The sequence below is a fragment of the Streptomyces diacarni genome (assembly GCF_003323715.1).
GTDB classification, from domain to species: Bacteria; Actinomycetota; Actinomycetes; order Streptomycetales; family Streptomycetaceae; genus Streptomyces; species Streptomyces diacarni.
This window is the reverse complement of record NZ_QOIN01000029.1, coordinates 17,421-41,979: the sequence shown is the minus strand read 5'-3', so window position 1 is coordinate 41,979 and position 24,559 is coordinate 17,421. Positions and strand designations below refer to the sequence as shown.

18 protein-coding genes are annotated in these 24,559 nt (G+C 73.1%); 10 read left to right on the top strand and 8 right to left on the bottom strand.

What is annotated here, in order from left to right; genetic code table 11:
- Positions 1-97: 97 nt before the first annotated feature.
- Genes DTL70_RS05565 through DTL70_RS05535 form a run of 7 tightly spaced genes read left to right on the top strand, consistent with a single transcriptional unit; the run spans position 98 to position 9,820 of the window.
- The gene (locus tag DTL70_RS05565) at positions 98-1,087 is read left to right on the top strand and encodes an ABC transporter substrate-binding protein (protein WP_114020729.1); all 990 of its coding nucleotides are present in this window, start codon (positions 98-100) and stop codon (positions 1,085-1,087) included.
- Positions 1,084-1,926 carry a 2,3-dihydro-2,3-dihydroxybenzoate dehydrogenase gene (locus DTL70_RS05560; RefSeq protein WP_114020728.1) on the top strand — a complete coding sequence of 281 codons (843 nt, stop codon included), beginning with the start codon at positions 1,084-1,086 and terminating at the stop codon, positions 1,924-1,926. Before DTL70_RS05565 ends, DTL70_RS05560 begins: the two co-directional genes overlap by 4 nt.
- A gap of 46 nt (positions 1,927-1,972) precedes the next feature.
- On the top strand, positions 1,973-3,199 hold the full coding sequence (locus tag DTL70_RS05555) for an isochorismate synthase (RefSeq protein WP_114020727.1): 1,227 nt from the start codon (positions 1,973-1,975) through the stop codon (positions 3,197-3,199).
- Between the two features lie 38 nt (positions 3,200-3,237).
- Positions 3,238-4,923 (top strand): (2,3-dihydroxybenzoyl)adenylate synthase, encoded by a 1,686-nt coding sequence (locus DTL70_RS05550; protein ID WP_114020753.1) that lies wholly within the window; start codon positions 3,238-3,240, stop codon positions 4,921-4,923.
- A gap of 15 nt (positions 4,924-4,938) precedes the next feature.
- Complete coding sequence (locus DTL70_RS05545; RefSeq protein WP_114020726.1) at positions 4,939-5,622, top strand: isochorismatase family protein; 684 nt, start codon at positions 4,939-4,941, stop codon at positions 5,620-5,622.
- A 5-nt stretch (positions 5,623-5,627) separates the two neighbouring features.
- Positions 5,628-5,855 (top strand): phosphopantetheine-binding protein, encoded by a 228-nt coding sequence (locus DTL70_RS05540; protein ID WP_114020725.1) that lies wholly within the window; start codon positions 5,628-5,630, stop codon positions 5,853-5,855.
- Complete coding sequence (locus tag DTL70_RS05535; RefSeq protein WP_114020724.1) at positions 5,852-9,820, top strand: non-ribosomal peptide synthetase; 3,969 nt, start codon at positions 5,852-5,854, stop codon at positions 9,818-9,820. The genes DTL70_RS05540 and DTL70_RS05535 overlap by 4 nt, the downstream gene beginning before the upstream one ends.
- A 240-nt stretch (positions 9,821-10,060) precedes the next feature.
- On the opposite strand, the gene DTL70_RS05530 is transcribed toward DTL70_RS05535, so the two are convergent.
- The 3 genes from DTL70_RS05530 to fes form a co-directional block, all read right to left on the bottom strand.
- Positions 10,061-12,691 (bottom strand): caspase, EACC1-associated type, encoded by a 2,631-nt coding sequence (locus DTL70_RS05530; RefSeq protein WP_181860794.1) that lies wholly within the window; start codon positions 12,689-12,691, stop codon positions 10,061-10,063.
- A 19-nt stretch (positions 12,692-12,710) separates the two neighbouring features.
- Positions 12,711-13,187, bottom strand: coding sequence for an effector-associated constant component EACC1 (locus DTL70_RS05525; protein ID WP_114020722.1), 477 nt, complete (start codon positions 13,185-13,187; stop codon positions 12,711-12,713).
- A gap of 139 nt (positions 13,188-13,326) precedes the next feature.
- Positions 13,327-14,604: an enterochelin esterase gene (gene fes / locus DTL70_RS05520; protein ID WP_114020721.1), complete on the bottom strand. Its 1,278-nt coding sequence runs from the start codon at positions 14,602-14,604 to the stop codon at positions 13,327-13,329.
- 138 nt (positions 14,605-14,742) lie between these two features.
- Here fes and DTL70_RS05515 point away from each other — a divergent pair, with 138 nt between their 5' ends.
- Positions 14,743-15,807, top strand: coding sequence for a YncE family protein (locus DTL70_RS05515; RefSeq protein ID WP_114020720.1), 1,065 nt, complete (start codon positions 14,743-14,745; stop codon positions 15,805-15,807).
- A gap of 16 nt (positions 15,808-15,823) precedes the next feature.
- Here the strand turns inward: DTL70_RS05515 and DTL70_RS05510 are convergent, their stop codons facing one another.
- Together DTL70_RS05510 and DTL70_RS05505 are read right to left on the bottom strand one after the other, a co-directional pair.
- Entirely contained in the window at positions 15,824-17,215 is a 1,392-nt protein-coding gene (locus DTL70_RS05510) for an amidohydrolase (RefSeq protein WP_114020719.1), read from the bottom strand.
- A complete protein-coding gene (locus tag DTL70_RS05505; protein WP_245979036.1) occupies positions 17,212-18,699 on the bottom strand; it encodes an MFS transporter in 1,488 nt (495 codons plus the stop codon). Before DTL70_RS05505 ends, DTL70_RS05510 begins: the two co-directional genes overlap by 4 nt.
- A gap of 109 nt (positions 18,700-18,808) precedes the next feature.
- Between DTL70_RS05505 and DTL70_RS05500 the strand changes: the two genes are divergently transcribed.
- Positions 18,809-19,828 (top strand): Lrp/AsnC family transcriptional regulator, encoded by a 1,020-nt coding sequence (locus DTL70_RS05500; RefSeq protein WP_181860793.1) that lies wholly within the window; start codon positions 18,809-18,811, stop codon positions 19,826-19,828.
- 32 nt (positions 19,829-19,860) lie between these two features.
- On the opposite strand, the gene DTL70_RS05495 is transcribed toward DTL70_RS05500, so the two are convergent.
- Positions 19,861-21,072, bottom strand: coding sequence for a carboxylesterase family protein (locus DTL70_RS05495; RefSeq protein ID WP_114020716.1), 1,212 nt, complete (start codon positions 21,070-21,072; stop codon positions 19,861-19,863).
- 324 nt (positions 21,073-21,396) lie between these two features.
- Here DTL70_RS05495 and DTL70_RS05490 point away from each other — a divergent pair, with 324 nt between their 5' ends.
- Complete coding sequence (locus DTL70_RS05490; RefSeq protein WP_181860792.1) at positions 21,397-22,893, top strand: MFS transporter; 1,497 nt, start codon at positions 21,397-21,399, stop codon at positions 22,891-22,893.
- Positions 22,894-22,907: 14 nt separating this feature from the next.
- On the opposite strand, the gene DTL70_RS05485 is transcribed toward DTL70_RS05490, so the two are convergent.
- Complete coding sequence (locus DTL70_RS05485) at positions 22,908-23,375, bottom strand: hypothetical protein (protein ID WP_114020715.1); 468 nt, start codon at positions 23,373-23,375, stop codon at positions 22,908-22,910.
- 58 nt (positions 23,376-23,433) lie between these two features.
- A complete protein-coding gene (locus DTL70_RS05480) occupies positions 23,434-24,312 on the bottom strand; it encodes an SAM-dependent methyltransferase (protein WP_114020714.1) in 879 nt (292 codons plus the stop codon).
- Positions 24,313-24,559 lie beyond the last annotated feature (247 nt).

Below are 24,559 nucleotides of genomic sequence, written 5' to 3'. Positions count from 1 at the left end.
TAGCCTAACCTAAGCTCGTCCGTCCCGGAGTCGTCCGGACGGCAGAACCGCGCATGCCCGGAACCCACCGCGCGTGCCCGAAGGAGAGAACCCGACCATGCAGCTCAAGCCCTCAGCCCCCGTTCGCAGACGCGTCACTCCCGCCGTCGCGGCGCTGTGCCTGACCGCGAGCGCGGCAACGCTCGCCGGCTGCGGCTCCCCCGACGCCAAGGCCGGAGGGGACGGCAACACAGACAAGGGCGGCACGGTCCGGGTCACCGACGCCACCGGCACGAAGGTCGCGGTCCCCGAGGACCCCGAGCGCGTGGTCGCGCTCAGCGAGATGGACCTGGACTCCTCCCTCGCGCTCGGCGTCGAACCGGTCGGTCTGACCGCGGGCCGCGGCCAGCAGGGGGCGCCCGCCTACCTGGCGAAACAGGCCAAGGGCATACCCGTGGTCGGCGCGGTGACCGGCCCGAACATCGAGAAGGTCGTCCGCGCGAAGCCGGACGTCATCCTCGCCGGGCAGCTCGCCGACAAGCAGGTCCTCGCGCAGCTGCGCAAGATCGCGCCCACCGTGGTGACCATCGACAAGTCCAAGGACTGGCGCACGTCCCTGCGGCTCACCGGCAAGGTGCTGGGCAAGGACGACGAGGCCGACGGCTTCCTCGACGACTACCGCGCGAAGACGGACGCGCTGAAGAAGGACCTCGGCTCCCACGCCGGCGCCACCGTGTCCGTCGCCCGGTACTCGGCCAAGGGCACCGCCGTGATGCAGCAGGGCGTCTTCATCAGCGACGTCCTGGAGGACCTGGGCTTCAAGCGGCCGGGCATCCAAAACCGCGAGGGCGAGGGCCACTCCACCCCGATCAGCGACGAGAACCTCAAGAAGATCGATGGGGACTGGCTGTTCATCGGCACCCTCTCCGCGAACGGCCCCGACGCCGACCTGTTCGACAAGCTCACCCACAAGCCCGCCTACGAGCAGCTGGACGCCGTGCGCGACAAGCACGTCACCGAGATCGACGGGTCCAAGTGGACCAGCCTGGGAGGCGCCAACGCCGCCGTCTCGGTACTGGCCGACATCAGGAAGGCCATGGTCGAGTGAGCACCGCACACCGGACGGCCCCCGGCGCGGCGCGGCCCCGCACGCCCGGATACGCCCCCGAACTCGACGGAAGGCTCGCCCTGGTGACGGGCGCGGCCCGGGGCATCGGCGCGGCCGTCGTACAGGCGCTCGTCACGCAGGGCGCGCACGTCCTGGCCACCGACCTGGACCCGGCGGGCGTGGAACAGCTCGCCGCCGAGCATCCCGGCCAGGTCACCGCGCGCCCGCTGGATGTGACCGACGCGGCGGCCGTCGAGGCGCTGCTGACCGAGAGCGACCGCCTCCTGGGTCCGCTGGACATCGTCGCCAACGTCGCGGGAATCCTGCGCGCCGCCGCGGTGACCGAGCTGAGCGACGCGGACTGGGCGGCCACCTTCGCCGTCAACACCGGCGGCGTCTTCCACGTGTCCCGGGCGGCTGCCCGCCGGATGTCCGAGCGCGGCAGCGGCAGCATCGTCACCGTCGCCTCGAACGCGGCGGGCGTCCCCCGCACCGGCATGGCCGCCTACGCCGCCTCCAAGGCCGCGACGGTGATGTTCACCAAGTGCCTCGGCCTGGAGGTGGCCGGGCGCGGAGTGCGCTGCAACACCGTCTCCCCCGGCTCCACGCTCACCGACATGCAGCGGGCCTGCTGGGGGCCCGGAGCCGACGACGAGACGGCCGCGGCACGGCGGGTCGTCGAGGGCGACCTCGCGACGTACCGCACCGGCATCCCGCTCGGCCGGATCGCCGACCCGGCCGACGTCGCCGAGGCCGTCGTCTTCCTCGCCTCCGACCGTGCCCGCCACATCACCCTGCACGACCTGTACGTGGACGGCGGCGCCACGCTGCGGGCCTGAACCACCCCACCGTTCGCCGCGATTCGTGCTCTCCCCTGGAGAAACCATGTCTGTCCCCTTGCGTGAACTCCCCGCGTCCACCGACGAGAGAAGGCACACCCGGCCGGGCCCGAGTCTGAGCCCCGGCGCGGCGACCGCCCTCCTGGACGCCTACCGAAGCGGCACCGACCGGCTGCTGGCCACGCCCCACCGCACGCTGCTGGCGCACGGTACGGCGGCCGAGACGCCGCACGACGCACGGCCGCTGCCCGAGCGGGTACGCCACCTGCTGGACGCCCGGCGGAAAGCCGGGGACCCGGCACCGCTCGTGGTCGGCGCGCTGCCGTTCGCCCCGGACGCGCCAGCCGCGCTGGCCGTCCCCGAACGGGTGCGCTGCGCACCACCGCTGCGCGAGGACCCGCTGGTCGTGCTGCCGGTCCCCGAGCGGGAGGCCGAAGGCCGCTGGGAGATGCGCGAGGTGCCCAGCGCGGAGCGGTACGGCCAGGCGGTGGCCTCGGCCGTGGCACGGATGCGGGCCGGGGAGTTCGACAAGGTCGTGCTCGCCCGCACCCTGGAGCTGACCGCGCCCGGCGAGCCCGACCTGCCCGCCATGCTGCGCCGGCTGGCCCGCCGCGACCCGGCCGGCTACACCTTCGCCGTGCCCAGCGGCCCGGGCCGCACCCTCGTCGGCGCCAGCCCCGAACTCCTCGTCGCACGGCGGAAGGGCCACCTGACGGCCAACCCGCTGGCCGGGTCAGCGCCCCGCAGCGACGACCTGGCCGAGGACGTGCGGCGGGCCGCAGCCCTGCTGGAGTCACCCAAGGACCTGCACGAACACGCCGTCGTGGTCGACGCGGTGCGGGAGGCGCTGGCACCGTACTGCTCGCGCCTGGAGACACCTCCGAGGCCGACGCTGGTGCGCACCGCCGCCATGTGGCACCTGTCCACCACCGTCACAGGGGAGCTGTCCGACCCCTCGGTCACCGCGCTGGAACTGGCCTCGGCGCTGCACCCCACACCGGCGGTCTGCGGCACACCGACCCGGACGGCACGCGAGGTCATCGCCGCACTGGAGCCCTTCGCGCGGGGCCCCTACACCGGCATGGTCGGCTGGCAGGACGCCGACGGGGACGGCGAGTGGGTGGTGACGATCCGCTGCGCCGAGGCCGAGGGCTCACGGCTGCGGCTGTTCGCCGGGGCGGGCGTGGTGGCCGACTCCTCCCCCGAGGCGGAGACCGCCGAGACCGCCGCGAAATTCCGCACGTTCCTGGACGCCGTGGGGGCCGCGCTGTGAGCACCCGGCAGACTCCGCCCGCGCAGACCCGGGGGACCGTGCCCGCACCGGACCGGCGGACGCCGCCCGCGCAGGACCCCGCCGTCACGGCGCTCACCCCGGGCGTGGACGCGCCCACTTGGCCTGCCGGGTTCGCCGAGCGCTACCGGGCCGCGGGCTACTGGCGCGGCGAGACGTTCGGGGGGATGCTGCGCGAGCGGGCCGCCGCGCACCCCGGCCGCGTCGCCCTGGTGGACCCCGCGCCGGAACGCCGCACCTGGACCTACCGGCAGTTGGACGAGCGCGCCGACCGGCTGGCGGCGGGCTTCGCGGCACGCGGCATCGGCAAGGGCGACCGGGTCGTGCTGCACCTGCCCAACGTCGGCGAGTTCGTGGAGGTCGTCTTCGCGCTCTTCCGGATCGGCGCGCTGCCCGTGTACGCGCTGCCCGCGCACCGCGAGACGGAGATCTCCTACTTCTGTTCCTTCACCGAGGCCGTGGCCTACGTCATCCCCGACCGGCACGCGGGCTTCGACCACCGGGACCTGGCCTCCGCGGTGGCCCGCAAGACACCGTCGCTGCGGCACGTGTTCGTCGTCGGCGATCCTGGTGAGCACACCGCGCTGGCCGAGGTCGCCCGCGCCCCGGAAGGACCCCTCGCCGGGCCGGAACCGCACGAGTTGGCGTTCCTCCAGCTCTCCGGCGGGACCACGGGTGTGCCCAAGCTGATCCCCCGGACCCACGACGACTATCTGTACTCGCTCCGCGGTTCGAACGAGATCTGCGGCGTCAACGCCGGCACCCGCTTCCTGGTCGTCCTGCCCGCGGCGCACAACTTCCCGATGAGCTCCCCCGGATGGCTGGGGTCCCTGCTGGCCGGCGGCCGGGTCGTGCTGTGCCCGCGCCCCGAGCCGGGCACCGCGTTCCCCCTCGTGGCCCGCGAGTCCATCACCATGACCGGTCTCGTGCCGCCGCTGGCGCTGGTGTGGACCCAGGCCGCAGCCGACGCCGAGGACGACCTCTCCAGCCTGGAACTCGTCCTCGTCGGAGGGGCGAAATACAGCGAGGAGGCGGCGCGGCGCCTTCGCCCCGCGCTGGGCTGCCGGCTGACGCAGGTCTTCGGCATGGCCGAGGGGCTGGTCAACTACACCCGGCTGGACGACGACGAGGAGACCGTCGTGACCACCCAGGGCCGCCCCCTCTCCCCCGCCGACGAGATCCGCGTCGTCGACGACGGCGACCGCGACGTGCCCGAGGGCGCGTCCGGGCACCTGCTGACGCGCGGCCCGTACACGATCCGCGGCTACTGGCGCGCCGAGAGGCACAACGCCCGCTCCTTCACCCCGGACGGCTTCTACCGCACCGGCGACCTGGTGCGCCGCCTCCCCAGCGGCCACCTGGTGGTCGGGGGCCGGGCCAAGGACCAGATCAACCGGGGCGGCGAGAAGATCGCACCGGAGGAGGTGGAGAACCTCATCCTCGCCCACCCCGCCGTGCACGACGTCTCCGTCGTCGCCGTGCCCGACACGTACCTGGGGGAACGCTCCCTGGCCTACGTCATCCCGCGCGAGGGCGCCGAGCCGTTGCGCCCCGCCCAGATCAGACGGTTCGTGCGGGAGCGCGGCATCGCCGCCTACAAGGTCCCCGACCTCGTCGAGTTCGTCACCGCGTTCCCGCACACGGGCATCGGCAAGGTCAGCAAGAAGGGGCTGCGGTCCGCAGCGACCGCCGCCGAACAGCAGTGAAAGGCGCCAAAGACCGTGGCACTTCCCGCCATCGCCCCCTACCCCCTGCCGAGGGCCGACGAGTTGCCAGCCAACCGCGCGGCCGGCTGGCGCGCGGACCCGGCACGCGCCGTGCTGCTCGTCCACGATCTGCAACAGCACTTCCTCGGCGCCTTCCCGGCCGGGCAGCAGCCGCTGACCGGCATGCTGGCCAACACCGCACGGCTGCTGGACACCTGCCGCGGCCTGGACGTACCGGTCGCCTACTCCGTACAGCGCGGGGGCCAGACCCCGCGCCAACGCGGCCTCCAACTCGACTTCTGGGGCCCGGGGGTGGCCGACGACAGGGACGCCCTCGCCATTCCGGAAGCCGTCGCGCCCCTGCCGGGCGACCACACGGTCACCAAGTGGAAGTACAGCGCGTTCGTCCGCACCGAGCTGGAGGGGATCCTGCGCCGGACCGGCCGCGACCAGCTGATCGTCGTCGGCGTGTACGCGCACATCGGGGTGCAGGTGACCGCCTGCGACGCGTGGATGCGCGACATCGAGGCGTTCGTCGTCGCGGACGCCGTCGCCGACTTCTCCCCGGGCGACCACGCGGCGGCCCTGCGCTGGGTCGCGGGCCGCTGCGGGTCCGTCACCACCACCGGCACGCTCGTCGACGACTTCGCCGCCGGCTCCCGCCCTGCCGACCACCCCACCGCCCGCACGGAGGCCTGAACCCGATGTCCCTCACACCCGAGCAGATCCGCGCCGACGTCGCCGACGCCCTCGGCGAGGACCCCGCCGACATACCGCTGGACGGCAACCTGGTCGACCACGGGCTCGACTCGGTACGCCTGATGACCCTGCTGGAGCGCTGGCGCCGCGACCACGGGGTGCGCGCCGACTTCGCCGACCTCGCCGAGACCCCCGCCATCGAGGCGTGGGCCCCGCTGCTGGGGGCGGCATGACCGTACTGACCGCACACAGGCCAGGGCCCGCGGAAGCCGGCGACGGTGCCTGGCTGCCGCTCACCACCGCGCAGGAGGGCATGTTCTACGCGCAGGCCCTCGACCCGCTCAGCCCCGCACAGAACACCGCCGAGTGCCTGGTGCTCGACGGCCCACTCGACCCGGACGCGTTCGCGGCCGCGCTGCGCCGGGTGGCCGGCGAAGCCGACGCGCTGCGGGTCCGCGTCCAGGACACGGAGCAGGGCCCGCGCCAGCAGGTGCGGGAGTCCGTGGAAGCGCCGCTGACCGTACGGGACCTGCGACCCGCGGGGGAAGAGGCCGAGCGGCGGGCCCAGGAGTGGATGCGCGCGGACCTCGCCACCCCCTGCGACCTGGCGAGGGATCCGGCGTTCCGGCACGCACTCCTCCGCGTCGGCGACCGGCGGTGGCTGTGGTACCAGCGCGTCCACCACCTGGTCATCGACGGGTTCGGACACGCGCTCCTGGTGCGCCGCACCGCGGAGGTCTACAGCGCGCTCGTCGGCGGCGAGGAGCCCGGCCCACGGACCTTCAGGCCGCTGGCCGACCTGGTGGCCGAGGACGCCGCCTACCGCGCCTCCGAGGAGTACGCACGAGACCGCGCGCACTGGGGCGCCGCCCTCGCCGACCGGCCGGAGGCGCCGCGGCTCGCCGGGCGCAGCGCACTGCCGGCGCGGACGTTCCACCGCCGCACCGCCCACCTGGCGCCGGAGGCGACACAAGAGCTGCGGGCCCTGGCCGACAGGCTCCGCGCCACCTGGCCCGACCTGCTGATCGCCGCCCAGGCCCTCTACGTCTCCCGGGCCTGCCGCCGCGACGACGTGGTACTCGGACTGCCGATGATGGGCCGGATGGGGTCGGTCGCGCTGCGGGTGCCCGGCATGGTGATGAACGTGCTGCCGCTGCGGCTGACGGTGCGGCCCGAGGACTCCTTCGCCGACCTGGTACGCCAGGTGGTGCTCGGCGTCCGCCAGGTGCGCCGCCACCAGCGGTACCGGTACGAGGACATCCGCCGCGACCTGGGCCTGCTGAGCGCGTCCCGGGGCCTGGTGGGTCCGCTCGTCAACGTCATGCCGTTCGACTACGCGGTCGACTTCGCGGGCACACCGGTGCGGGCACATAACCTGTCCGCAGGGCCTGTGGACGACCTGACCCTCAACATCTACGACCGTGCCGACGGGCGCGGACTGCGCATCGACCACGACGGCAACCCGGCCCTGTACGGCCGGGCCGACCTCGCCGCACACCAGGAGCGCTTCCTCCACCTGCTGGACCGGCTCGCCCGGACCGACCCGCACGCCCCCACGGCCGTCCACGGCATCGCCACACCGGCCGAGGAGGCCCTGGTCGTCGAGGAGTTCAACCGCACGGCGCGCGCGCTGCCCCCCACCACCCTGATCGGCCCCATCGAGGCACAGGCCGCCCGCACCCCGCAGGCCACCGCGCTGGTGTACGGCTCGACGACGCTCAGCTACGCCCAACTCGACGCCCGCGCCAACCGGCTCGCCCGGCACCTGCAAACGCGGGGCGCCGGCGTCGGCACCGTGGTGGCGGTCTCCGTGCCCCGCTCGGCGGAACTGGTGGTCGCCCTTCTCGCGGTACTCAAGACGGGGGCCGCCTATCTGCCACTCGACCCGGACTACCCGGCCGCGCGGCTCGCCCTCATGCTTGAGGACGCCGCTCCGGTGTGCGCCGTCACCGACCACGCGAAACGGCTCCCCGCATCCTGCGGCACCCCGCTGGTCGCCCTCGTGGACCTGGACGAGACCGCACTGGCCTGCTATCCGCCCGTGCCTCCCGCCCGGCCGCTGACACCCGCCCACCCGGCGTACGTCCTCTACACCTCGGGCTCCACAGGACGCCCCAAGGGCGTCGTCGTCCCGCACCGCGCCATCGACAACCGGCTGCGCTGGATGCAGCACACCTACCCGCTGACGCACGCCGACCGGGTGCTCCAGAAGACACCCTCGTCGTTCGACGTCTCCGTGTGGGAGTTCTTCTGGCCCCTGCGCGAGGGCGCGACGCTGGTGGTCGTGGAACCCGGCGGCCACCGCGACCCGGCGCGCCTCGCCGAGGTGATACGGCACCAGGACATCACCGTCTGCCACTTCGTGCCGTCGATGCTCCAGGCGTTCCTCTCCGGGCCCGAAGCAGCCGGGTGCACAGGGCTCAACCGGGTGTTCTGCAGCGGCGAGGCGCTGCACCGCGAGACGGCGCGGGCCTTCTTCACCGCACTTCCCGGCGTCGAGCTGCACAACCTGTACGGCCCCACCGAGGCCGCCGTCGACGTCTCCCACCACGCCCTGGAACCGGACGCGACGGGCCCGGTACCCATCGGCCGCCCGGTGTGGAACACCCGCCTGCACGTGCTCGACGCGGCCGGAGGGCCGTGCCCCCCAGGCGTGCCGGGAGAGCTGCACCTGGCCGGATCCCAACTGGCCGACGGCTACCTGAACCGCACCGAGCTGACCGCCGAACGCTTCGTGACGGCGGTGCCGGACGGCCGGCAGGAAGCCCACCGGCCGCCGGAGCAGCGGATGTACCGCACCGGAGACCTGGCACGCTGGACGGAGGAGGGAGAGGTCGTCTACCTGGGACGCACCGACGACCAGGTGAAACTGAGCGGCCAGCGCATCGAACTCGGCGAGATCGAAGCCGCGCTGGCGGCCCGGGCCGGCGTGACCGGCGCCTGCGCCGTGGTGCGCGAGGACCGTCCGGGCGAGCAGCGCCTGGTCGGCTACGTGAGCGGGGACGCGGACCCGGCGGCGGTGCGCACCGCCCTCGCCGCGGAACTCCCCGCGCACATGGTGCCGTCGGCGGTCGTCGCCGTGGCCGAGTTCCCGCTCGGCCCCAGCGGCAAGCTCGACCGCGGGAGACTGCCCGCGCCCGTCTTCACCGCCTCCGGCGGCGCGGCCGGCGGACGGCGCCCCGCGGGGCCGCACGAGGAGCTGCTGACCCGCCTGTTCTCCGAGGTGCTCGGCGTGCCGGACGTGGGGCCCGAGGACGCGTTCTTCGACCTGGGCGGCACCTCGCTGCTCGCCGTCCGGCTGGTGACCCGCGTCCGCGAGACGCACGGGGCCGAACTGACCATCGGCTCGCTGTTCGAGGCACCGACCCCCGCCGCGCTCGCCGCCCGCCTGGAGACCGCGGCCCCCGTCTCCGGCGACGCCCTGGACCTGCTCCTGGCACTGCGCCCCACCGGCGAAAGGACACCGCTGTTCGCCCTCCACCCGGCAGGCGGCCTGGCCTGGTGCTACGCCGGGCTGGCGGCCCGGCTCGGCCCCGAGCAGCCCGTCTGGGGCGTGCAGGCACGCGGACTCGCCGACGACGAGCCGCTGCCCGGCTCTCTGCTGGAGGAGGCCGCCGACTACGCGGCCGGAATCCGCGCCCTCCAGCCGCACGGCCCCTACCGGCTGCTGGGCTGGTCGGTCGGCGGGGTCCTCGCCCACACCGTGGCCGTACTGCTCCAAGAGGCCGGGGAACGCGTCGACCTGCTGGCGCTGCTCGACGCGTTCCCCGCCGAACAGTGGCGGGCCAGGCCCGCGCCCGAGGAGGGCGACGCGCTCACCGCCGTACTGCGGATGGCCGGCTTCGAGCGCACGACCGAACGCGACCGCGATGACGTCCTGACCACCCTGCGCCGGGCGGGCAGTCCGCTGGCCGGGCTCGCCGACCGCACGCTGGCACGGATCGTGGACGTGGTCCCCAACCACGCCCGGCTGATGCGCGAGCACCAACACCGGGTCTTCGACGGCGATGTCGTCTTCTTCACGGCCGCGGCACCACGCGCCGAGACGTGGCTGACCCACACGGCATGGCAGCCACACGTCACAGGCACGATCACCAACCACGACCTCGCCTGCACACACCCGCGCCTGCTACGGGACGAACACCTCGACGCGATCACCGCGACGCTGGTGTCAAGGCTGGCTCGGCTGGACGGCTGAGCGAGGCCGGCGCCGCCCTCGATGCGTCCGGGGGAGCGCTAGGCAGCACCCGCGGAAATCCGAACGAGTACTCCGAGAGTGTGGTGGCCGGCGCGTCGGAAAGCAGCGGTCTTCCGCGCGTCGCGCGCCCGGACACCACATCTTCCCAGCGTTGCGGTCAGCACCGCCGGACCGAGGACCGCGCCTCTCCGACCTCCTGGTCCTCCACAGCGTCCCCGCAGCCTGGAGGGGCTGTCGGAGTTACCGGCGCGCCTCCGCTATCGCGGCCAGAGCGCCGGCTCTGTCACCGGCGTCAGTGACGTTCTGGGCGATGCGCTCGGCGTGCTCGGTGTCTGCGGGGGCCAGCGCTATGGCCACATTGCGTACCGTGACCGACTTCAACCCGTCGTCCGTGATGCTTTCGGCTGTCCGTATGGCGCGGTCGGCGTGGGCCGGTCTGTGTTTGACGACCTCGGCCTGCAGGCTCGCGACGTAAAACAGCCCATGGTCACGCATCTCGTCCTCGGCGGGGACCTGGCACGCGAGGCGTTCGGCTTCGCGAGCGTAGCCGAGCGCTCGGCCGGTGTCCCTGTCGACCACCGATTTCCCGGCGACGACCAGGGTCGAGGCCATGGCTGTCCGGGGGAAGTTCCTGTCCTTCTCCGGAAGGCTCAGAAGAAGGCGATCGAACATGCGAACGTACCTGTCCAGACGAGCGGGGTCCGTTCCCGCGGCGTCCCTTCCCGCAGTGGTCAGCGCGCTCGCGACGTCCTTGAGGACGAATGCCCTCCGCTTCTCCGGAAGTTGGTGCGCCAGAGCTTCGGCCTCGGCGAGGAGTTCATCCGCCCGATCCGGGTCGGCGACGGCCAGGTGCTGGCCGGCCAGAGCCAGCACGCTCAGAGCCAGCCCCAGCTCTCGGGTCAGATCGTCCTCCAGCGCCCGGACGATGGCTATCGACTCATGGGCGAGCGCTGCCGCCTGCTCGGCGTCGAGTGGAGCAAGGCCCTCCCCCACGCGGGCAAGGTCGCGCGCGAGGTAGCGGTCCAAGCGGCGCTGCTGTTGGACGTTGAGCTCCGGCTTGACGGCCTGGGCCACGCGGAGGAGCCCGACGGCTCGACGGGGGTCCTTATCGGCCAACTCATACGCGACGTCGGCCTGCGTCCGCGCGACGCCGATCAGCCGGTCGCCCAGCGCCTCGTCGGCGCAACCCCATACAACGCTTCGCAACCTCCCCACGAGATCGACAACACGGTCGGGGATGGTCGCAGCCGCCGGTGTGAGGAAGGGCAGAGCTTTGGTGAGTGCGCTCAGAGCCTCCGCCTTTTCATCCAGGACGATCCCCGGGACGGCCTTCTCGGCCTCTTCCAGGAGCTCCACCGCCTGGTGGTAGTGGCGCTCAAGGGCCACGTCCTTTGCGATGGTGGCCAGTTCCACCACCCGCCACCCCCACTCCGGGCCGGTATTGGATCTGACCTCGCGGGCCCGGCGCACGCCTTCCGGCGAACAGCGCGAGTCCTCCTCGAACCGCTCCCTTTCGTCAACGACCCTGTAGAGGTGTGCTGAGTGGTCCTTTAGACGCTGACGCCACGCTGGTTCGTCCTCGTTGACGAGGACCGACAGGGTCCGGAACCTCGCGGCCTTGTGCCGCGTATCCGGGAGACCGTGCAAAGCCTCCTCCGCCCTCTCCAGGAGCCAGGTCGCCCGGTCGCGGTCCGCGTCGACCACCGCGCTCGCCAGGTCGATCAGTCCGGAAGCCCTCGCATCGGGATCCGCCATCCCCAGAACGGCCTCTTCGCCCTCCTCCGCGAGACTTCGCGCCCGTGGCGGATCGAGAGCGACCAGGCAGGTGGCTGCACTCGTGAGAAGGCGAGCCCTCTGGGAGAGGTCGGTGGTGTCGTGGCCGGCCTCCACGACCTCGTCGGCCAGCAGTCTCGCCTTGCCGGGGTCGACCGCGATCGTCGCGGAGGCAATCCTGGCCAACAGGCCCATCCTGGTGAAGCGGTCCGGGACAGTACGGGCAGCGTTCTCGGCGGCATCCCGTGCCGCGATGTGGGCAGCCGAGGGACCCGGATCCGGATCGGGTGCGGCTTCCCGCTCCCGGCGTTCGCGTGGTGAGCGGTTGAGGAGGTGAATGTGGCGTGTGACGTTGTTCTGCGCGAACAACTGTGGTTCGGGGCTGTCGCGACCGCGCATGCGGTCGCGGACCCTGAGCCAGATGTGCTCCAGACTGATCTCGGGACCGACTCCGCAGATGCCCGCTTCCAGCGTGGCGATCAGTTCACCCGTGAACTCGGGGAACGCGGCGCCGGGCCGCACGAACGATCGGCTGTGTGGTGGCGCCGACGTCAAAACGCAGTCACCGTAGCCGCTCTCGTCCCACCCACGAGACTCCCCCTCCCCGCTGTGTGCACCGGTTGCCTGCGCCTCGGGGTCTTCGTCGAGCGCGGCGGCCAGATCGTCGCGGGTCGGGGCTCCAGGCGACATTCCACCGGCGATACCGCTGTAGCAGCAGTCCAGGATGGTGACTCTGTGCCTGGCCCGGTGACCGGCCTGCCTGATCAGGTCGCGGAGTAGGCGGTAGGGCAGGGTGCCGATCTGCGGGTAGTCGGGGTCGGCGTCGACGAGCGCCAGGTGCAGGCGTTCAGCCTGGTCTCGTAGTCCGTGCCCGGCGAAGTACACCACCAACGTGTCCTCCGTGGCCAAGGCGGCGTCCCTGGCAGCCGTCAGAATCTGCTCCTGCGTGCTTTCGGAGCCGAGAACCGTGACATGTTCGTGCGGGACTCCCCAGATCGCGGGGTCGCGGAGCAGTCGGGCCGTGTGGGCCGCGCCCGTCGCCGCCGCCGACATGGCAGCCAGCCCGGCGTGCGCGTAGTCACTGATCCCGACCACCACCGCACGGCTCTTGTGCGGATCAGGTAGCACCACTCGCCCCCCTGTCGTCCCTGGTCGACCGCCGGGAACTGTCCTCGTCGCCCAGGACCGAGTGGCGAGTTGGTGTGTCGCTTTCGCAGTCCCGCGTTGCGCTCAGGAGACGAGCGAGGCGGGCTGCGTCCTCCGGGCTGCCGTCCTCGATCACCATTCGCACACCGTTGTGCTCGACCACCAGCCGCGCGCCCGGCCGCCGCCGCGGCGGAAGAGAAGCGCGGAAGTTCAGATGGGAGTAGATCAAGCCGGCAGTGGAGAAGCCGGCGCTCAAGCTCAGGCCGATCCACTCCAGCAGGCCTCCGGACATCCCCCCGTCAGTCAGTCCTGAACGTTCGCGAGTGACGGTGACATACCGGCCCACTGCCCGGTCCTTGGCAATCCAGTCCGCAAAAAGGCCGGTGAGGTCGCCACCGCCGTCGACCGTGCACGCGTTGGCCGACTCGTCTCCGATGCGTAGGCGCACATGTCCCCCTCGACCTCAGTGCCCATGAAGCGGCTCCCCCAGACCGTGGTCCGCGGTGAGTTTCATTGTTACCCGACGACATCGCCAGTTGGCATCCCCGCGCCCAACTGGCGCCGCGCCCGGCGGACCGCTCCGCCCCTCAGTCGTCGCCGAGCAACGCCACCAGTCCGTCGGCCAGTTCGGTACGCCAGCACAGGTAGTCGTGGCCGCCGTTGAACTCGGTGCAGGTCGCGTCGGAGTAGCCCGCGGCGGCGAGGGCCTCGCGCAGTCGGCGGGCGGCGGGCAGGGCGACCCACTCCTGGCGGCCGAAGGAGAGCCGGAAGCGGACGGGCAGCCGGGGTCCGTCCGCGATGCGCCCGGTCAGCCACTCCGCCGCGGGCCCGTCAGGCCACCAGAACGACCCTGACTGGGCCAGTACGTTGCCGAATCTGCCGGGCGCCAGGAGCGCGGCGAACGCGGCGGTGAGGCCGCCGAGGCTCTGGCCCGCCAGCACGGTGCGCGCCGGGTCAGCGGTGATCGGCAGGTGTCCGGCGGCCCAGGGCAGGAGTTCGTCGGCGAGGAAGGAGACGAACTCGGCCTTGCAGGTCAGCTCCCTCCAGCGGGTGGCGGCGTCGACCGAGTCGGGCAGCACCGCGGCGAGGGGCGGGATGCGCCCTTCGGCGATGAGGTTGTCCAGCAGGTGCGCGAGGCCGAGCCGCGGCTGCCAGTGCTCGCCGTCCAGCAGCACCAGCACGGGGAGTTCGGCCGGCGGCTCGGCGGACAGGGCGGCCGCCGGGGTGTAGAGCCACGCGCGCCGGGTGGCGGAAAGGTGCGCGCTCGCCACCTCTCCCTCGGTCACCGTGCCGTGGGCCACGTCGGCGCGTGGGGTCCAGTCGGCGGCCGTGGGAGCGGCGGGCAGTTCGGCGTAGGGCACCGGATCGCCTCCCCAGCGGCGGGGCAGCGTGCGGGGGTTGCGGGGGTCGGTGCGGCGCCGGGTGCGCAGCCAGGGCCAGTAGTCCGGGTCGGTGGGCGCGGGCCCGTCGCCCTCGTCGACGAAGAGGTCGTAGGTCCCGCGCCAGTCGTGGCGCAGTCGGAGGGTCCAGTGCCAGATGTCGGTACCGGGCGCCCGCTCCATGAGGTTGTCCTGTGGGGCGCGCGGGTCGGCGAGCTTGTTGGGCAGCACGTGCACGGCGCGGGTCGTGGGCGTGCCGCGCCACAGGAAGGTGACGGCCCGGTGGGTGGCGCTGCCGTGGGGGTCGGGGCCGATGTGGGGGGTGCCGCGGCGGCGGACGTCGGCCCAGAACTCCTCCAGGGCCGCGGCGGTGGCGGTGGGGCCCGGCAACGGGAGGCCTGGCCGCGGGGATCGGGGCACCGGCTGGGGGCGGGGCAGCCGGGGCGGGTGGTGCGGTGCGCCCTCGGGGGGCGCGGTGGTGGTCATGGTGCTGGGCTCCGGGTGGCGCGGCGTGCGAGAGGGAAGCAGCCTACCCCGGAGGATGAAACTTAGGTAAGGCTAAGCTAATTTAGCTCTTGTCCGCCTCCACCCAGGAGGCGCGCACACCGAGGAGACCGACGCAGCATGACCACTCTGACCTGCCGTATCCGCCGTACCGCCGCCGTCGCCGTGGCCCTCGCCGCCGGCAGCACGCTGACGCAGACGGCCACCGCCACCGCCGCGCCCGCGCAGCCCGCCCACCACCGCGGCTCGCACGTCACCTCCGCCCCACTGACATCCGGCCTCTACCAGTCCGCGTACTCCGAGCGGAATCACGTGCTGTGGACCACCTCGGCCGTGGGCCGCCCGCCGGTGACCGAGTCCGCACTGCTCAAGGTCGACCCCCGCACCCTGAAGGTGAAGGACTCCCTCCAGCCCCCGGTCACCGACCCGGCGACCGGCGCCGTCGAGGCGGTCTACGGCGTCGCCGTGGACGACGAGCACAACACGGTCTGGGCGACCAACACCCGCGACAACTCGGTGGCCGTCTACAGCCAGCGCGACGGAAAGCACCTGGCGACACTCGAAGGCGTCGAGCACGCCCGCGAGGTCGTCGTCGACGAGCGGCACAACACGGCGTGGGCCAGCGGCTTCGGGGACGGCACCCTCGTCGCCTTCGACACCCGCACCCACAAGGAGACCAAGCGGGTCACGGTCGAGGGCTCCTCCCCCGCGGGGCTCGCCGTCAACGAGCGGACCGGCACCGTCTACGCCACCGACCTCGAAGGCGACCGCATCCTCGCCGTCTCCCCGCACGCCAAGGAGCCCACGACCTTCCCCGCGGGTGACGGTCCGATCTCCGTGGCCCTCTCCCGCGACGGGCGCACCGCCTACACCGCCGACCAGGAGGCGGGCACCGTCTCCGTGGTGGACCTGCGCAAGGGCGAGGTCACCAGGTCCGTACCGACCGGGGAGGGCACGCTGTCCGTGGCCACCGACCCGCGCTCGGGCCGGGTGCTGGCCGCCAACCGCACGGCAGGCGACGTCAGCGTCGTCGACCCGCGCCGCGGCACCGTCGTCGAGACGCTGGCCACGGGGGCGAACCCGAACCACGTCACCGTCTCCGGATCCGCCGCCTACGTCGTGGACAAGTCGGGCTCCGGCCCGGCGGGCGAGGACCAGGTGCACCGGGTGCGGCTCGGCCGCTGACCCGGCGGCGCGCCGGTCAGGGCCGCGCGCCCTCCCGCGTCCGGCGCGCCACGCCGTCCAGCAGGCGGCGGCGCTGCGCCTCGTGCGTGGCCAGCTCCACGCCGACGCCCGCCAGCGCCAGCGCCCCGTCGAGCACGGCACGGTCGGCTCCCTCGCTCGTGCCGTGTGCGGCGAACTCGGCCGTGTGCTGGAGGGCGCCGTGCGTCTCGTAGCCGATGGTCGGGTGGATCGTGGGGACGGCGTGGGAGACGTTGCCCATGTCCGTGGAGGCCATCAGCTCCCCGTGCCGGGGCTCGGGCGTACGCCCCAGGGCGCGCGCCGCCCGCACGTAGGCCTCGGTCATGCAGGGATCCTGGCGCAGCTCGGCGAAGTCCTCGCCGTGCTGCGCCAGTTCGAGTTCCGCGCCCGTGGCCAGTGCGCCCGCCTCGAAGCAGGCACGGACGCGCGCCCTGAGGTGAGTGAGCTGCTCGGCCGTGGGTGCCCGCAGCTCGTAGCGCGCCCGGGTGCGCGCGGGCACGACGTTCACCGCCTGACCGCCGTCGGTGACGATCCCGTGCACGAGGGTGCCGGGCGCCAGATGCTGGCGCAGCAGGCCGATCGCGGTCTGCGCGACGGTCATCGCGTCCAGCGCGTTGACGCCTTCCCAGGGGGCCAGCGCCGCGTGGGCCGGCCTGCCGTGGAAGGTGACGTCCCAGGCTCCGATCGCCAGCGACGAGGCGCCGACCGTGTCGGCGGGCGCCGCGTGCACCATCATGGCCGCCGCCACGCCGTCGAAGACGCCGGCTTTCAGTAGCAGAGCCTTTCCGCCGACGTCCTCCTCCGCGGGCGTGCCGACGAGTCGGACGCGCACGCCGATCCGGTCGGCGACGGCCGCCAGGCCCAGCGCCGCGCCGATCGCCGCCGCGCCGTTCACGTTGTGGCCGCAGGCGTGTCCGATGCCGGGCAGCGCGTCGTACTCCGCGCACAGGGCCACCGTCAGTTCTCCGGTGCCGTGGTCGGCCACGAGCGCGGTCGGCAGTCCGGCCACGCCGCGGGTCACCGCGAAGCCCGCCTCGTCGAGGAGGTCACCGATCTTCGCGGCCGACCTGTGCTCTTCGAGCGCGGTCTCAGGTTCGGCGTGCAGGCTGTGGCTCAGGGCGAGCAGCCGGGGGCGCCACTTCTCGACGGCGCCTGACACCGTGCCGGCCAGATCGCGCAGGTGCCGGTCGCGCACGTCGTGCCCCTCGCACCCGCTGCGTCCCTCGCACCCGTCGCACCCCTCCCATCCGTTGCCGTCGTGCCCGGCGCACCCGTCGTACTCGTCATTCCCCTTGGGCTCCTTGCGTCCGTCCGTCGGCGTCGGCCGTGCCGCCGGTGTCAGCCCTGCCGCCGGTGTCGGCCCTGCCGCCGGTGTCGTCGGGTTCTTCATGCCGCGTCTCCGTTCCGTGCGAGGGGCTGTTCCGCTCGTGAGGGGTCTGCGGGGCGCGCGGGGTGTGCGGGGTGTGCGGGGCCTGCGGGGTGTGCGGGCGCGGGTCCGCGCTCGGCCGTGCCGTGGCGGAAGGCCAGTCCGGCGGCGGCTCCCAGCAGGGCGACACCGGCGCACACGGTCCAGCTCCAGCGGAAGGCCGCCAGGGTGAGCGGGCCGTCCGGCGCCGCCCGGTGCGCCGCGAACAGGGCCCCGATCACGGCGGCGCCGATGGCCGCGCCCAGGGACAGCGCCAGTTCGTTGAGTCCGACGGAGAGCGCCGTCTCGTCCTCGGCGACGACCTCCGCTGCCAGGGTCCTGGTGACCGCCTCGAAGATGCCGTTGGCCAGGCCGACCAGGAGTGCGCCCACGAGGTAGGGGGCGGCCGCGCCCCCGCCCGCGGTCATGGTGAGGAATCCCGCCGCGCACACGGCGCCGCCGAGGGCGAGCATGGCCCGGTCGCCGACGCGCCGGGCCAGCCGCGGTGTCGCCGTGGAGCCCAGGCAGCCGACGGCGACCATGGCGAGTGAGACGAGCGCGATCGTGCGCGAGCCCCAGCCCATGCCGTAGCCCGCCTCGTCGGGGTCGGTGCCGAGGAAGACCGCGTTCGCGCCGAGGAAGCCGATCGTGCCGAAGGCCAGGCAGAAGGTGTGCACGTTGACCACGGCGAGCCGCGAGCCGCGCAGCAGCCGCACCTTCACCAGCGGGTGCGCCGCCCGGTGTTCGACCGCGACCCAGGCGGCGAGCAGCACGAGCGCCAGCGCGGCCGTGCCCCAGGACGCGGGCGTGGTCCAGCCCCAGGTGGAGCCCTGCGCCAGTACGAGGACGAGCGCCACCAGCCCCAGGGTCAGCAGGGCCGCCGCCCCGAAGTGGAAGTGCCCGCCCCGCGCCGCGGCGCCCTCGGGCAGCACGAGCGCGGCGGTCAGCGCCGCCGCGCTGAGCGGAACGGCCGTCCACAGCCCGGCCACGGCATGCCCCTCGCTGAGCGACCCGGCGACGAGGCCGCCGCCGCCGATCGACACGAGCAGGGCCCCGACCAGTACGGACATCCCGGTGAGGCCCAACTCGGGTGCCCGCGAGCGCAGAATGCCGGCGAGCAGCGGGAAGAACCCGACCACCGCCCCCTGCAGGACCATTCCGAGGGCCAGGGTGGCCGTGGCGGGCCATGCCGCCATCAGCAGCGAGCCGCCCGTCACCATCGAGACGGACACCCGCAGCACCCTGCGGTGTCCGTACAGGTCGCCCAGGCGTGAGAGCAGCGGCGTCAGCACAGCGAAGGCGAGTTGGGAGAGGAGGTAGAGGTTGTTCTGGCCGACGCTGCCGATGCCGAGGTGCGCTCCGATGCCCGGCAGCAGCGGAGTGAGATAGCCCTGGACGACTCCGCTGCACACCACGACGACCGCCATGGTCGCCAGCAGTCCCCGCCCCGAACCGATGCCTGCGGCCACGATTGCCTCACCCCTTCTGGTGGCTGGAAACCGATGTGGCGGCTACTGTGCGGGCACCGGCCGCAAGGTCCGGTCAGTTCGTCGGAATCGTGCACGAGAGCCGGTACACATGCGGGAAACGGTCGTCGCCAGCGAGCTGGATCTCGCTCTCGTCCACGCACTGCAACTGCGCCCCAGGGCGTCCTGGGCGGAGTTGGCGCCGCCCCTGGGCGTCACGCCCGGGACTCTGGCGCGGCGCTGGGAGCGGCTGACCGGTGCGGGGCTGGCCTGGGTGTACGCGGCGCCGGGGCGGGAGTTCTCCCGCACCCGCTGCTCCGCCTTCGTGCTGGTGCGCTGCCGCCCCGGTGCCCGCGGCCGGCTCGCCGAGCGGCTGGCCGGCCTGCGGGAGGTCGTCACGGTCGAGCTGACGGCTTCCGGCTCGGCAGCGCTGCTGCTCGACGTGCTGGCGCCCGACCTGCCGTCACTGACCGCTTTGGTCCTCGAACGCCTGGAGCGACTCCCCGGCGTCACCGGCGTGGACACGCTCCTGACCACGTCCCTGCCTCTCGAGGCGAGCCGCTGGCGGCTGCGTTCCCTGGACGCGGGCCAGCTGGCGGCGCTGGGAAGGGCCGGGGCGCGGCCGCGCGACCCGGTCTCCTCCGTCGGCCTGGACGACGTCGACCACGCTCTCCTCGACGTCCTCGTCCGCGACGGGCGAGCGGGGTTCGCCGCGCTCGCGGAGCACACCGGCGCGAGCCCGGCCACGGTGCGGCGCAGGCTGCGCCGCCTCACCGAGTCGGGGGTGATCGTCTTCCGTTGCGACATGGCGGACGAACTGACGGGCCTGCCCGTGCCCGTCACCTTTCTGGGCCGGGCACCGGCCCGCGACGTCAACGCCGTTCACCGTACGCTCGCCGCACTGGCCGAGTGCCGTCTGGTCGCCGCCGTCACGGGGCGGGACAACATCCTCGTCACGCTCTGGCTGCCCGGTGTGGGCGACATCCAGCGCCGCGAGACGGCCCTGTGCGCCCGGCTGCCGTCCCTCACCGTGACCGACCGCATCGTCGGTCTGCGCACGGTCAAGCGCATGGGCCACCTGCTCGACCAGCAGGGCCGCCGCACCGGGACCCGGTCCATCCGCCCCTGGTAGCCCCGGCGCTGCGGCGGGTCACTTGCCGCACCTCACGGGCTGACGGACACGAGCGGCGCGGGCAGGGCCCCCGGGTCTCCGGTGCGGGCGAAGGCCAGCCAGCAGGCGCGGACGGCGCGGCCGAAGGAGTCGACGTCCTCCCAGGCCGTCTCGCCGAGCATCGGCGCGCCGCGCCACGCGTCACGGGAGCCGAGGAGCAGGGGCAGTTCGACGCAGTGGGTGGCCCCCAGCGGCGACCCGGCGGGACGCCAGTCGAGGCGGTAGGCGTGGACGCGGGCCCCGGCCCGCCGCAGCTGCCCGCCGAAGTGGGCGAGCGGCGTCCCGTAGACCTGGCGGGTCCGCTCGGCGACCGTACCGGTCTCGCCGGGCAGTGGCGGGAAGGCGGACATGTCCTCGGCGTTCCACCCGTACATGACGTCCAGTTCGCCGGCGCGCGCGGTGAGGCCGGGCTCGGGTGCCGCCAGGGGCGCGGTTCCGGTCACCGGGGTGAACGGGGGCTCCAGAGCGCTGCCCGAGCGGCGCTGGTGGTCCGCGGCGGTGCGGCCCTGCGCCGCCAGCAGCGCCTCGGGGGTCGCGGTGCGCGGGTCGCAGCCGAGGTGGTCGGCGAACATGCGTCCGATGTCGCGGGCCTGCTGGTGCGGGCGGGCCGCGATGGGCAGCGGCGCGCTCTGCAGCAGGGCGCGGCGGAAGAGGCCGTCGGCTTCGGGCACGGCCATCAGCAGCCGGATCGAGAGGGCGCCCGCTGACTGTCCGAACACGGTGACGTCGCCGGGGTCGCCGCCCCAGTCCGCGATGTGGTCCCGGACCCAGCGAAGGGCCTCCAACTGGTCGAGAAGGCCGAGGTTGCCGTCACTGACCCCGTCGAGGACGAGGTAGCCCAGGGCGCCGAGGCGGTAGTTGACGCCGACCACCACGGCGTCTCCCTCGGCTGCGAGCGCGCCGCCGTCGTACCAGTCCAGGACTCCCCCACCGCTGCTGAAGCCGCCGCCGTGCAGCCACACGAGCACGGGCCGGGCACCGTCGTCCCTGGCGGGCGTGGTGACGGTCAGGTGCAGACAGTCCTCGCTCTGCGGGCGGCGGTCGTGGGGCGGGCCCATCACCGCGTCGAGCCGGGAGGGCGGCTGGGGGCAGATCCGGCCGCCCGGAGGGCGCGCCCCGCCGGCGGACGGCGGGCGGGGCGGTGCGAAGCGTTCCGCCTCGGCGTACCGGATCGGCCCCGACCTGAGCATCGGCTTGTCGTCCATACCTCACCTCCGGGTTCGAGTGCGCGGCGGCCTTCGCCCCTCCTCGGGGACCGCTGGGAAGAGCGCCACCGTACCGGCGAGGCCGCCGCGCGGAGGGGCACCAGGTGCCGGGCGTGGGGCCGACGGGCCGACCGGTGGGCAGCGGACGGCGGAACCGAGCGGGGGCGACCCGAACGGATGCGGAGGCCGGGACACCGCGGCCGGCTGCGGGTACCGGTGAGAGAAGCCACTCGCCGGACCGGGTACCGGCGGGACGAGTGAAGCTGCCCTTCGAGGGGACCTGCAATGCAGCCGTGAGCACGTGTCAGAACGGAGGGTAGGTGCATGGCCGACAACAAGCCGCCAGGCGGCATGGGTGAAGGAGTCGAAGAGGGCACGGTCACCACGGACGTGCCCGCACGGCTCGACCGTCTTCCCTGGTCGCGCTGGCACTGGATGATCGTCATCGGCCTCGGCACCGTCTGGATCCTGGACGGCCTCGAGGTGACGGTCGTCGGCAACGTCGCCGGCAGGCTCGCCGAGTCGGACAGCGGCCTGGACATCACCGCGGGCCAGGTCAGCGGTCTGGCCGCGGCGTTGTACGTGGCCGGCGCGTGTTCGGGCGCGCTGTTCTTCGGCTGGCTGACCGACCGGCTCGGGCGCAAGAAACTCTTCATGATCACCTTGGCGGTGTATCTGGCGGCCACCGCCATGACCGCGCTCTCGTTCGAGAGCTGGTGGTTCTTCCTCTTCCGCTTCCTCACCGGATTCGGCATCGGCGGCGAGTACGCCGCCATCAACTCCGCCATCGACGAGCTGATCCCGTCCAAGTACCGCGGCCAGGTCGACGTCATCATCAACGGCAGCTTCTGGCTCGGCGCGGCCGGCGGCGCGCTGCTGTCGATCGTGATGCTGGACGAGAACATCTTCCCCGCGAACATCGGCTGGCGGCTCACCTTCGCGCTGGGCGTCGTGCTGGGACTAGTGATCCTGCTGGTACGGCGCCACGTGCCCGAGAGCCCGCGGTGGCTGTTCATCCACGGCCACGGCAAGGCCGCCGAGGAGCTGGTGAGCAAGGCGGAACGGGAGACCGTCGCGCACCGCGGCGAGGAGCTGCCGCCACCCGCCGGGCAGATCACCATCCACCAGCGCAAGGCGGTGGGTTTCGGCCTGATCGCCCACGCCATCTTCACGCGCTACCCCAAACGCGCCGTGCTCGGTCTGGCCCTCTTCCTCGGACAGGCGTTCCTCTACAACGCCATCACCTTCGGTTTCGGCACCATCCTCATCACCTTCTTCGACATCTCCTCGGGACGCACCGGGTACTTCTACGCCGTCATCGCCGCGAGCAACTTCTGCGGGCCCCTGCTGCTGGGCCGGCTCTTCGACACCCTGGGCCGACGGCTGATGATCTCGGGGACATACCTGCTCTCGGGCGTCCTGCTGTTCGGCACGGCGTGGCTGTTCGACTCGGGACGGCTCAGCGCCGCTACCCTCACCGCGTGCTGGTGCGCCGTCCTCTTCTTCGCCTCGGCCGGCGCGAGCTCGGCCTACCTGACGGTCAGTGAAGTCTTCCCGATGGAGACCCGCGCCCTGGCCATCGCCTTCTTCTACGCAGTCGGCACCGCGGCGGGCGGCATCAGCGGTCCCATGATCTTCGCGCAGCTCACCGAGAGCGGCGTCGTGGGGGAGACCGCGCTCGCCTTCCAGATCGGAGCGGGTCTGATGACGGCGGCCGGGCTCGTCGCCGTCGCTCTCGCCGTGCCGGCGGAGCGCCGCGGTCTGGAGGACATCGCGGCGCCGCTGACCCAGCGGCAGGCCGAGCGGCCGAACGGACGGTGACCACGGAGCGGAGATCACCGCACCAGCGGCGCGGCGGCGTTGACGAACGCCTCGATGCCCTCCTTCGCCGCGGCGTCCTTGGCGTCGTGAGCCTCCTGCTCGGTGGCGTCGGAGACATCCCGTACGCAGTCGTAGGCCCTGAAGGCAGCCGACTGCACGTCCCCGCGGTCGGTCACCAGTCTGACCCGGTACAGCTCCTGCCTGGCCACGGTCCGCAGCCGGTGCGCCTCGTCACGCGCCGTGACGTACGCCGGCCCGTCGGGGTTCTCCTTCCGCCGGTACCAGCGGTCGGCCTGGCCACGCCGGTAGTCCTCCGCCGCCGCCGCGAACGCGCTGTAGACGGCCACCCGTTCCTGCCGGAGCGTCTCCGCCCGCGTGAAGTCCTCGCCACGCTGGGACGCGAGGCGCTGGAAGACGTGGGTGATCACGGAACCGAGCAGCGTACCCACCACTGCGATGACACTCGCCCAGAGAGCTTCCACGCGCCCAGTCGATCACACGAGCGGATCACCGGGCAGCCCCTTGGCGGCTCACCCGGCCTCAGGGACGCCGCGCGAAGGCGTGGAACATGTGTTCCATGAGCCTGGGGGCGGACTCCATCGGCCGGCCCAGACGGCGCGCCGACTCCAGGACGGAGCGCTCGTCGTACCGCCAGCCGAGGGAGTCCAGTTGCTCCCGCGGGCCGCGCTTGGCGCCGTCGGGCAGCAGCGAGGGCAGGTCGATGCCGAGAGCCGTGCCACCGTCCCGCACCAGCGTGTCGCCTGCCAACTCCTCGACAGCCGAGACATCTTCGATGGCGAGGCTGCTGCCGGAAGCGGAGAGGCGGTCGATTTCCTTGAACAGCCGCTCTTCGGCCTCCGGCGGCAGATACGGCAGCAGCCCCTCCGCCAGCCAGGCCGTGGGCAGCGCGGCGTCGAAGCCCGCCTCTTCCAGCGCGAAGGCCCAGTCCTCCCGCAGGTCGGCGCGGACCGGGGTGTGCGCGCAGGAGGCCGCGGCGCCGTGCTCCGCCAGGACGGCCAGCTTGAAGTCCAGCACCAGCGGCTGGTCCAGCTCGAAACAGCGGACACCGGCCGGCCACTCCAGCCGGAAGGGGCGGGTGTCGAGGCCGGAGGCGAGGATGACGACCTGGCGTACGCCGTCACGTGCGGCGCCGGTGAGGAAGTCGTCGAAGACCCGCGAGCGTATGCCCAGGTACGCCGTCATCAGCGGCCACAGCCCGGAGGCACCGGCCCGCTCCTCCAACTGGTCCAAGGTGGTGGGGAACGGGGCGGCGGAGGAAGCCGCCGCGAGGAAGGCGGGCGCGTAGGGGTCGGTGATCAGCGCGTCGGGGCGGGTCGACTCGATCGCTCTGCCGGCGGCGACCGCGAGGGCCGTCACGCCGACTCCGGAGACGATGTCCCACTGCTGATCCGAGCTCACGAAGGTTCCTCCATCGGTACAGGGACAGACGACGCGCCCACCGCGCGAGGCGCACGGCAGCGCGCTGGAACGCGCATGCGGGCAGACACACGGCGCTTCGCGGACGCTACAAGATGGCCCCTACAGCCAACCAGGGCGCGAGGTGCGGTCACGCTCATTTTTCGCCAGTGTGTCCGCCCGAGGCGCTGCGCCGCCACTCCCCCGGGACGGCCGCTCCCGCACGCCCGCCCACCGATCGGACCTCACC

Coding starts and splice junctions, on each gene's coding strand:
- DTL70_RS05500 (WP_181860793.1), top strand. CDS start 18,809: ATGCGGGAAACGGTCGTCGCCAGCGAGCTGGATCTCGCTCTCGTCCAC.
- DTL70_RS05540 (WP_114020725.1), top strand. CDS start 5,628: ATGTCCCTCACACCCGAGCAGATCCGCGCCGACGTCGCCGACGCCCTC.
- DTL70_RS05495 (WP_114020716.1), bottom strand. CDS start 21,072: ATGGACGACAAGCCGATGCTCAGGTCGGGGCCGATCCGGTACGCCGAG.
- DTL70_RS05490 (WP_181860792.1), top strand. CDS start 21,397: ATGGCCGACAACAAGCCGCCAGGCGGCATGGGTGAAGGAGTCGAAGAG.
- DTL70_RS05555 (WP_114020727.1), top strand. CDS start 1,973: ATGTCTGTCCCCTTGCGTGAACTCCCCGCGTCCACCGACGAGAGAAGG.
- DTL70_RS05535 (WP_114020724.1), top strand. CDS start 5,852: ATGACCGTACTGACCGCACACAGGCCAGGGCCCGCGGAAGCCGGCGAC.
- DTL70_RS05510 (WP_114020719.1), bottom strand. CDS start 17,215: ATGAAGAACCCGACGACACCGGCGGCAGGGCCGACACCGGCGGCAGGG.
- DTL70_RS05515 (WP_114020720.1), top strand. CDS start 14,743: ATGACCACTCTGACCTGCCGTATCCGCCGTACCGCCGCCGTCGCCGTG.
- fes (WP_114020721.1), bottom strand. CDS start 14,604: ATGACCACCACCGCGCCCCCCGAGGGCGCACCGCACCACCCGCCCCGG.
- DTL70_RS05565 (WP_114020729.1), top strand. CDS start 98: ATGCAGCTCAAGCCCTCAGCCCCCGTTCGCAGACGCGTCACTCCCGCC.